General features: G+C 44.8%; 7 protein-coding genes. 3 read left to right on the top strand and 4 right to left on the bottom strand.

Translation table 11 applies throughout. The features are described 5' to 3' along the window. The coding region (locus tag VX941_11625; GenBank protein ID MEE2934053.1) for a radical SAM protein at nucleotides 1–422 on the bottom strand (422 nt) is incomplete at its 3' end. A gap of 379 nt (nucleotides 423–801) precedes the next feature. On the opposite strand from VX941_11625, the gene mobA reads away from it, so the two are divergent. Beyond that, nucleotides 802–1,434, top strand: a complete 633-nt coding sequence (mobA, locus tag VX941_11620) for a molybdenum cofactor guanylyltransferase MobA (GenBank protein ID MEE2934052.1) — start codon at nucleotides 802–804, stop codon at nucleotides 1,432–1,434. Here the strand turns inward: mobA and VX941_11615 are convergent. Continuing rightward, nucleotides 1,431–2,129 (bottom strand): DUF364 domain-containing protein, encoded by a 699-nt coding sequence (locus VX941_11615; GenBank protein ID MEE2934051.1) that lies wholly within the window; start codon nucleotides 2,127–2,129, stop codon nucleotides 1,431–1,433. The genes mobA and VX941_11615 overlap by 4 nt on opposite strands. Before the next feature lie 357 nt (nucleotides 2,130–2,486). Between VX941_11615 and fliI the strand changes: the two genes are divergently transcribed. Beyond that, nucleotides 2,487–4,070, top strand: a complete 1,584-nt coding sequence (gene fliI, locus VX941_11610) for a flagellar protein export ATPase FliI (GenBank protein ID MEE2934050.1) — start codon at nucleotides 2,487–2,489, stop codon at nucleotides 4,068–4,070. Continuing rightward, nucleotides 4,070–4,483 carry a flagellar FliJ family protein gene (locus tag VX941_11605; protein MEE2934049.1) on the top strand — a complete coding sequence of 138 codons (414 nt, stop codon included), beginning with the start codon at nucleotides 4,070–4,072 and terminating at the stop codon, nucleotides 4,481–4,483. Before fliI ends, VX941_11605 begins: the two co-directional genes overlap by 1 nt. Before the next feature lie 80 nt (nucleotides 4,484–4,563). Here the strand turns inward: VX941_11605 and VX941_11600 are convergent, their stop codons facing one another. Both VX941_11600 and flhA read right to left on the bottom strand, forming a co-directional pair. After that, complete coding sequence (locus VX941_11600) at nucleotides 4,564–6,090, bottom strand: hypothetical protein (GenBank protein ID MEE2934048.1); 1,527 nt, start codon at nucleotides 6,088–6,090, stop codon at nucleotides 4,564–4,566. Between the two features lie 93 nt (nucleotides 6,091–6,183). Further along, the gene (gene flhA / locus VX941_11595) at nucleotides 6,184–8,289 is read right to left on the bottom strand and encodes a flagellar biosynthesis protein FlhA (protein MEE2934047.1); all 2,106 of its coding nucleotides are present in this window, start codon (nucleotides 8,287–8,289) and stop codon (nucleotides 6,184–6,186) included. Between the last annotated feature and the right edge of the window lie 17 nt (nucleotides 8,290–8,306).

The raw sequence follows: 8,306 nt of genomic DNA, 5'->3' as shown, positions 1-8,306 counted from the left end.
GAAAATTTATCTTTTTGAAGTGTATCTAAGGATACATTGATTCGTTTCACGCCAGCTGTGGCTAGACCGGCGGCATGTTTTTCCAATTGGCTACCATTTGTTGTGATTGTTAATTCATCGAGCGCTCCAGTATTTAGGTGTCGCCCTAGCCTTTGTACTAACCACATAATGTTCCGTCGTACTAAAGGCTCACCACCCGTTAGACGAAGCTTTCGAACGCCGAGCTTAACAAATGCAGTGCACACTTGGTCTAGCTCTTCCAAAGTTAAAACTTCGGTTTTTGGAAGAAAGGACATATTTTCTGACATACAGTACACGCAACGAAAATCGCAACGATCAGTAACCGAGACACGGAGATATGAGATGGCTCGGTCAAAGGGGTCAATTAATGGGAGCACTGAAGCTTTGCTAAATTGTTGCATGGCACTGTTTTATCGACATCGTTTCAATTTATTAGTCTTCCAATAATCTTTATCTTTATAAAGTCAAAAACTAGTTGTCTAACATGCAATGAGTTTTTCACCTGCGGTCATAACTATAGTATAAACCAGAAAAGTTGGCTGTTGGACTATAGAAAACTTTGTACTGAATATCAAAAGTGCAGGAAACGGAAATATTTGTCTTCCAACAGCAAGTTTTTTTATACAAGTTTGGTGACAATGGCGTTTATTATAAAAAAACGCATATCAAATGCATATGTCGTAATAATTGCTTAAAGGTTCGGATGCATTATATATCGTACTATTACAACAATTTTTTCATATATTCCTCGTTAATTGTCAGCATCACTAACATCGATGCATGCATGATAGACGCGTAACCATGTCGTCGTTGGTAAATGGTGTTATACTGGCGGGTGGCAGAGGGCGACGGATGGGTGGAAAGCAAAAATCATTTGCACTTTTGCGTGGGCAAACTCTAATCCAACATGTAGTCGAGCATGTACAGCCTCAAGTAAACAAGCTTCTTCTAAATATAAATGACGATCCGTCGCCTTTTTTAAGTGCCGGTTTGCCGACTCAGCGCGACTCTTGTTCGGGGCACCTGGGCCCACTAGCAGGTATACTTACTGGAATGGAATGGACTGCTCGTGAATATCCCGACATTAATTATATCTTTAGTGCTCCCGTAGATTGTCCATTTCTTCCTGAAGACTTGGTTGGGAAGTTGCTGGTGGAGAGAGACGCAAAACAGGCGGATCTAGCGCTCGCCGCTTCGGCTGCACATGTCCACTACACAATTGGCCTTTGGCCTGTTAGCCAAAAAGATAGATTGCGGTCCGCCTTACTGCATGACGGTATTAGGCGAGTAGAAACTTGGGCAAAGCGGCATAGTATCGTTTTGGTCGATTATGAGGTTGAAAGAATTGATCCATTCGCCAACATGAATTGCCCTGAAGACCTGTTGTTGGCAGAGAAGATTTTGTTAAGTTAGGCTTGATGTAAGCAAATATTACGTCCACATTCTCGTAATTGGCTAATTGAGCCACCTTGTATGACAACATCGATAGCGTGGCTGGGTTTTGTAACGATAAAGCCGGCTAAAATCGAAATTCCATTTTTAAATAGGTCTGGGCTCATTGGAGTACTGGGGCCGATGAGCATTATCTTAGCATTCGCGGCGGCATTTAGGTAATCTATGATTTCTTTCGAAGATAACACTGAAGCCGAAATAATGACCTGGTTGGCAGTTTTTAATAATTGATCGGCTTTGCTAATCGGGTAATCATTTTGGCTAGGGTTTTTTTCGATTACTTTGACGCCTGGAAATCGGTTTTCGATATTGGGAAATCTGCCAATCGCCACAGTATTGAGACAATCATTTTTGGTGAATAAATCTAGCCCATTGTCGACTGTGCCTTCTTGATCCGGTCGATTAAAATGCGCATTTATTGAAGCTAGAGCCAGTGCTCGATCAAACGGATTCTCTGAATGAATGCTCGCAGCGAGTTCAGCTAATGGTTTTCCGCGTTGTTGCCCAGCACCTTTTAGGTTATAGCAACCACTTGTTCGCTTTACAGGGCTATGTGCCAATCCTATCCCATCCGGTCCCTCGACTAAAGTCCAATTAAGTCCAACCGCAACCATAGAAGCTTTTCCAGAGATTGAATCGGCCAAGCATTTAAGCATGGTAAATAGCCTTCAAGAAATCACAACATTATCATTTATGTGCAACGGTGTTTGCCAAATAAAATATCGTTAAGTTAATAAGCTTTGGTAGTTTTTTCAATTCATTGGAGGATCTATATCTTGGGAGCTATCAAACCATTTGTGAAAAAAATTTTCTCTTAAGGTGCTGCACACGTCCTAGAAGTAGAATTATGAAAAAATTTGTAGTTAACTTTTTCTGTTATGATTTTGTATTTAAAATGATTAAAGGTGAAAATTATTGCATTCAATATCGCCACGCCTAAATCAATAAATCGTGGGTGACACAATATATGTATCTTTTTTTGCTATATGGGCCACAAACGATAAAATGTTATAATGAACGATGATTTGAAAACTGTTATCGAGGAGATATCTCGACTAGATAGGCTAAAGCTTTATGGCCGCGTAAAAGCAATACAAGGGTTGCTAGTTGAGATTGAGGGCCTCGGAGAGAGATTAGCAATAGGTGAACGATGTCACCTCGAAGTTCGGGGCGGATCTTCTGTTACCTGTGAAATTATTGGATTCCGCGATAACCGTGCTCTTGCGATGCCATTCGGACCACTTGATGGCGTGGGACTAGGGAGCCGAGCTTTGGTGGGTGAGAGCCAGCCTGCTGCCTACCCGAATGAAAAATGGTTGGGGCGTGTGATTAACGCGCTTGGTGACCCTCTTGATGGTGGGCCTCCAGTTTCGAAAGGCGCAGAGGCCTATCCACTATGTGCTTCACCCCCTCCAGCACACCAACGTAAGCGTGTATCCGGAAAGATAGATTTAGGAGTTCGCTCTATCAATACCTTTATTACATGTTGTCGGGGACAACGAATGGGTATCTTTTCAGGTTCGGGGGTTGGTAAATCAATTTTAATGTCAATGCTTACGCGGCATTCTACGGCGGATGTCATTGTTCTTGGTTTAATTGGCGAACGAGGACGTGAGGTAAAAGAGTTTATTGAGGAAGATTTGGGGCCTGAGGGTTTGGCGCGGAGTGTTTTAGTTGTGGCAACCTCAAATGAATCTGCGCTTATGCGACGGCAAGCGGCATTCATGACCATGGCTGTCGCTGAATACTTCCGGGACCAAGGACGTGATGTACTCTGTCTGATGGACAGCATTACACGCTTCGCTATGGCACTGCGCGAGATTGGATTATCTGCGGGGGAACCTCCGGCGAGTAAAGGTTATACCCCGACGGTATTCTCAGAAATGCCAAAGCTCCTAGAGAGGGCGGGTCCCGGGATAGGTCAAGGAAGTATTACAGGATTATTTACGGTTTTAGTCGAAGGGGATGATCACAACGAGCCCATTTCAGACTCAGTCCGTGGCATCGTGGACGGGCATATTGTTCTTGATCGCACCATTGCTGAACGTAATAGATATCCGGCCATTAACATCCTTCGAAGCGTTTCAAGGACACTTCCCACCTGTAACTCAGCCGATGAAAATAGAATAATTGATCGGGCGCGGAGCTTAATGGCTGTGTACGAGGATATGGCGGAATTAATTCGGTTGGGCGCATATCGTCATGGAAGTGATCCAGCGGTAGATGAAGCTATTCGGTATCATCAAGGGATCGAGAAATTTTTAAGTCAAAACAAACAAGACAAGGCATGCTTGGAGGAGGGTTATCGGGAATTAGCTGACATTCTTGATATTCCAATGGAAGAGATAATTGAAGACAGTGTCACCCCGGTGGATAATGAAAATAGGGTTGGGAAGTCTGCTAATGCAGTTGGGGGCGAGACACCGGCAGTTCCAGCTGCTGCGGCACCTCCGCAACCTACAGAAAACTTAGTGCAAAAAGATCCGGATGCTCTGCCCAATTCGCAGGAACGCCGCATTTCATCTGCGGCGTCAAAAGTGGAAATTGAGCCTTTGGCATCAGCGCCAAAACCGACACATAGTGGGGATCCGTCATAATGAGTGCAATTAAGAAATTAATACGCTTCCATCGGTTCCAACTAGACGAGAGGCGTCGTGGTTTGAAAAGGTTAGAAGAAAAATTGATGGAGGTTGATGCAGAAATAACAGAAATTAAGACCCAAATTGAGCACGAAAAAAATTTCGCATCGCAAAATTACGAGGGAAATCGAGACCTAAACAATTTCTTGTCAGCTTCATTTGCACGAATAAAAAAAAAGCGGAAGGATCGTGAATTAGCGTTGGGGCAGGTAGAGGCAGCGCGGGAAGAAGTGCGAGAGGCATTTGCGGATGTAAAAAAATATGAAATTACTGATAGTGCTGGAGTGCAAAAAGAGCTTAGAGAAAATGAACGCCGTGAGCGTAGCGAATTGGATGAGATTGCGCTAAATGGTCATAGGAGAAGAAATTAAATCGTTATTGTAAAGTAATTTTGAATTGATGGAGCGGCGGCGGGCTCTCTTCTTGACTGGTGTTCGGTATGTAAAATTTGTCACACGGAAATACCTCTATGGGAAGTGCCTGCGGTACTTTTTGGCATCTCATCCAAACTCTCAACTTTGCGGTAGGAAAGAGTACCTGCAAAACCAAGAGCTGATAGGGTATCAGTATAAATTTTATTTATGCCGATGCGTATTTCGTCCGATACCGTATTTTGTGAGTACATAATTAACTCGATTATCTTGTTCTGGACCCGCCCGTCTATTTGTATCTGGCCGAGCTTTCCGAGTATTGCCTCAACGATAAATTGGAAAACAGGATCTGTTTCAGAACTTCCATCATTTGATTCGTCATCAGGTCGCACATTAAAGCGAAACTGCTGTATGCCACCATGGGTTAGAAACGGGATTAGGAATGCACGCCAATCTGAGCTAGGACGTTCTGGGGCTTGACGGGGTGCTTGGCCGACATCTTCCTGCAAATATTTCCAAAGATTTCCCTCAGCTTCCAAAATTTGACTTGCACTCTCGCCAAGGAATCGAGACATGCCACCATTTTTCATTGTGTATAAAAAAAGGAGCATGGATGCAGTTAGTTGTGGCCCAGCGGTTGGAATCTTTCGAATTAACGACGAATGTGTTATTGGATCGGCTTGCCTAACGATTTGTATGGCGTCTTGCAGGGATTGCCAATTGCCTAGCGGGTTAATAGGCGCGAATGATGAGCGCTCATTGGGTTGAGATGAACCATACACGACCATGGTCAACCTAGTTCCAATTGGTATAGCGCTTTTTATGTCTATTGTAATTGTGGCTAAAGGAGTTGTGATGATTGGTCTACCGTCCGGAGTACTATTTGTAACTGTACCGACTAGTTTTGTGCCGGGAGACCCTAAAGGGGCATCATTACTTGTAAGCCGACTTTTAATTTTACCTCCAGATTGACTGATGGACATCAATTGAATGGTTAGAGAAGTTCCTAACGAAAACTGAGGTTGACTGACATCCAATGCGGGTCTTGACACGCTATTTTCGGTGTTCCCCAACCGAGGGGTCGGAGATCGGTTTGTGTATGTGGTTTTGGTTTGTGGAGGACCTGAAACCTGCCCTGAGAACAACTCGCCTTTAGCTAGCAAGCCAGAGAGGTGGACAGGAGGTGGATTGTTTGAATATCTTATCGAAGATGGTAACTGTGCCCGTCCGAAACCGGTATTGACCTGAGGATACTCTTCCCGGGCGGTATGGGTTGTAGACTCGGGCAAAGAACTATTGCGCGGAAGGTCGGGGTGTATCTGCAATAATACCTGCGGTTTGTTTCCGCCTGATATGACCCGAACCATTATCTTAGTGCCAGTTGATAACGAGTCGTTTGATTTTAAGAATATTTCGCCCGTATCCAGTTTTATACGGGTCTCACCAACGACCGATGATTTGAGTACGATGCCAGAGAGATTTTGTCCGATTTCAAGAGGGGAGTGTCCATTTGGGAGACGAAGAAGGGTTGATTTAATTGTTGTCGATATTTGCTGCGACGAGAATTGTTTTGGTTCTCCTTTCGGGGGTTTTATGGCTTCTGTCATCTCAGAATACTGCTTTTGAGCTAAGGTTGAGAAATATTATGTTGTAGTGCTAGCATACGGGTGGTTGAGCGTAGGGGCGTCCTTTTTATTCTACTAGATCTGTTCGAGTGTTTTGATACGTGCTTTTGGATGAACCTCATTTTGAGACATTACTATTGTTACAGGCCGAAAACGCTCAATTACAGAGCGAACAAATGGGCGAATTGCAGGGCTTACGAGGAGTACAGCAGACTCCCCCTGCATTGCGTGCCGTTCAAAAGCAGTTCGTACCGCATTTATAAATTGCTGTAACTGGCTTGGTGCCATAGAAAGCTGTTGTTCATCTCCTTGGCTTATTATTGACTCGGCAAATGCCTGTTCCCAATCTGGCGAGAGGGTTATCAGGGGAATAAAACCTTGTTCATTGGTTGCAGTATCAGAAATTTGGCGAGCTAAGCGTGCTCTTACATGCTCTGTGATTTGGCCTATGTTTCTAGTATAGCCAGTAGCCTCTGAAATACCCTCGAGGATGGTCGACAAATCGCGCACAGATATACGTTCGCCTAAAAGATTTTGAAGCACCCGTTGCACGCCTCCTACCGAAATTTGTGCAGGTATTAAATCGGTAATGAGCTTCTGCTGCGGCTGATCTAGTTCGTCTAAGAGTTTTTGTGTTTCGGCGTAGGAAAGCAATTCGGACATATTATCGCGAATAATTTCAGTAAGATGTGTGGTTATAACTGTGGGCGCATCTACCACAGTGTAGCCTCGAAACATTGCTTCCTCGCGATGCTGCTCGTTTATCCAAACCGCTGGCAAGCCAAATGTCGGCTCTGTAGTGGCTTCGCCAGGGAGTGTGATAGGCTCTCCGCCCGGGTCCATGATGAGGAGCATATTAGGGCGTAACTCACCACTGCCGGCCTCTATCTCCTTTATTCGAATGACATAATTATTGGTGGGCAATTGTAAATTGTCTTGTATCCGAACAGCTGGCATAACAAAACCAAGTTCTACAGCCAATTGCCTTCTCAGAGCTTTGATCTGGTCTGTTAGCCGGGGTTCCCGAGCATTATTTATCATCGCAAGTAGGCCATATCCTAGCTCAAGTCTTATATTATCTATTTGTAGAGCTGCTGTAATCGGCTCCTCGGTGGGTGCGTCAGGCTCATCGGCAGCAGCTACCGCTGCCGCCTCCTCAGCCTTCGCTGTCGCTTCGCGTTGATAGATCAAGAATGCAAGCCCACCCGTAAGTAACGCCAGTCCGAAAAAAGGAAGCAGTGGTATGCCTGGCAGTAGTGACATCAGAATTAATAACGTCGCACTCATGGTGAGGGCAGTTGGATAATGCCCCAGCTGACCAAATACAATCTTGTCTGTAGAGCCTGCCGTGCCAGCTTTTGTAACTAACATGCCAGCCCCGGTAGATACGATAAGCGCTGGAATTTGGCTTACTAATCCATCCCCAATCGTAAGTAATGTATATGTTGAGGCAGCGTTAGCGAGCGTCATGTCCTGCATCGCAACACCTATCACAATCCCACCAACAATATTGATCAACGTTATTAGTAAACCCGCAATTGCATCGCCACGCACGAACTTTGAGGCGCCATCCATTGCCCCATAGAATGAACTTTCGTCCTCTAACTTGGTGCGCCTTGCGCGTGCTTGGTCCTCGTTGATCAGGCCAGCCGAGAGATCTGCATCTATTGCCATTTGTTTCCCGGGCATCGCATCAAGGCTAAAGCGTGCTGCAACTTCTGCAATTCTTCCCGCACCTTTTGTTATTACGATAAAGTTTATTATCACTAAGATTGAAAATACGATAATCCCAATCACATAATTCCCAGAAACTACAAAATTCCCGAAAGCCTCGATGACTTGGCCAGCTGCATCAGTTCCAGTGTGCCCATCGGTAAGGATTAATTTGGTCGACGCAACATTCAGTCCTAATCGAAGCATTGTCGCGATTAAAAGAATGGATGGGAACGAATTAAGCTCGAGTGGATCTTTGAGAAATAGAACTGTCATCAAAATCACAATGGCGAATGTGATCGAAACAGCAAGGCTCGTATCTAAAAACCAGGTTGGCACCGGCAACAATAAAAGCCCCAGCATAAAAACAATAGCAACAGCAAGCATTATGTCGCTGCGGCTACTGATGGCTGCAAGCAGACCGTTTTCAGAACTTCGTGGAGCCTGATCCGGGCTAGTGTCCGTCATAACCTAAGTGCATCTTC

It is taken from the genome of Pseudomonadota bacterium (assembly GCA_036339585.1).
Taxonomy (GTDB): Bacteria; Pseudomonadota; Alphaproteobacteria; order UBA8366; family UBA8366; genus UBA8366.
The sequence above is the reverse complement of the archived record's forward strand: the minus strand, read 5'-3'. Positions and strand labels throughout refer to the sequence as shown.

What these genes read in the sequence shown, in the direction of transcription:
- mobA (MEE2934052.1), top strand. Translation starts at nt 802, where the DNA reads ATGCATGATAGACGCGTAACCATGTCGTCGTTGGTAAATGGTGTTATA.
- VX941_11615 (MEE2934051.1), bottom strand. Translation starts at nt 2,129, where the DNA reads ATGCTTAAATGCTTGGCCGATTCAATCTCTGGAAAAGCTTCTATGGTT.
- fliI (MEE2934050.1), top strand. Translation starts at nt 2,487, where the DNA reads ATGAACGATGATTTGAAAACTGTTATCGAGGAGATATCTCGACTAGAT.
- VX941_11605 (MEE2934049.1), top strand. Translation starts at nt 4,070, where the DNA reads ATGAGTGCAATTAAGAAATTAATACGCTTCCATCGGTTCCAACTAGAC.
- VX941_11600 (MEE2934048.1), bottom strand. Translation starts at nt 6,090, where the DNA reads ATGACAGAAGCCATAAAACCCCCGAAAGGAGAACCAAAACAATTCTCG.
- flhA (MEE2934047.1), bottom strand. Translation starts at nt 8,289, where the DNA reads ATGACGGACACTAGCCCGGATCAGGCTCCACGAAGTTCTGAAAACGGT.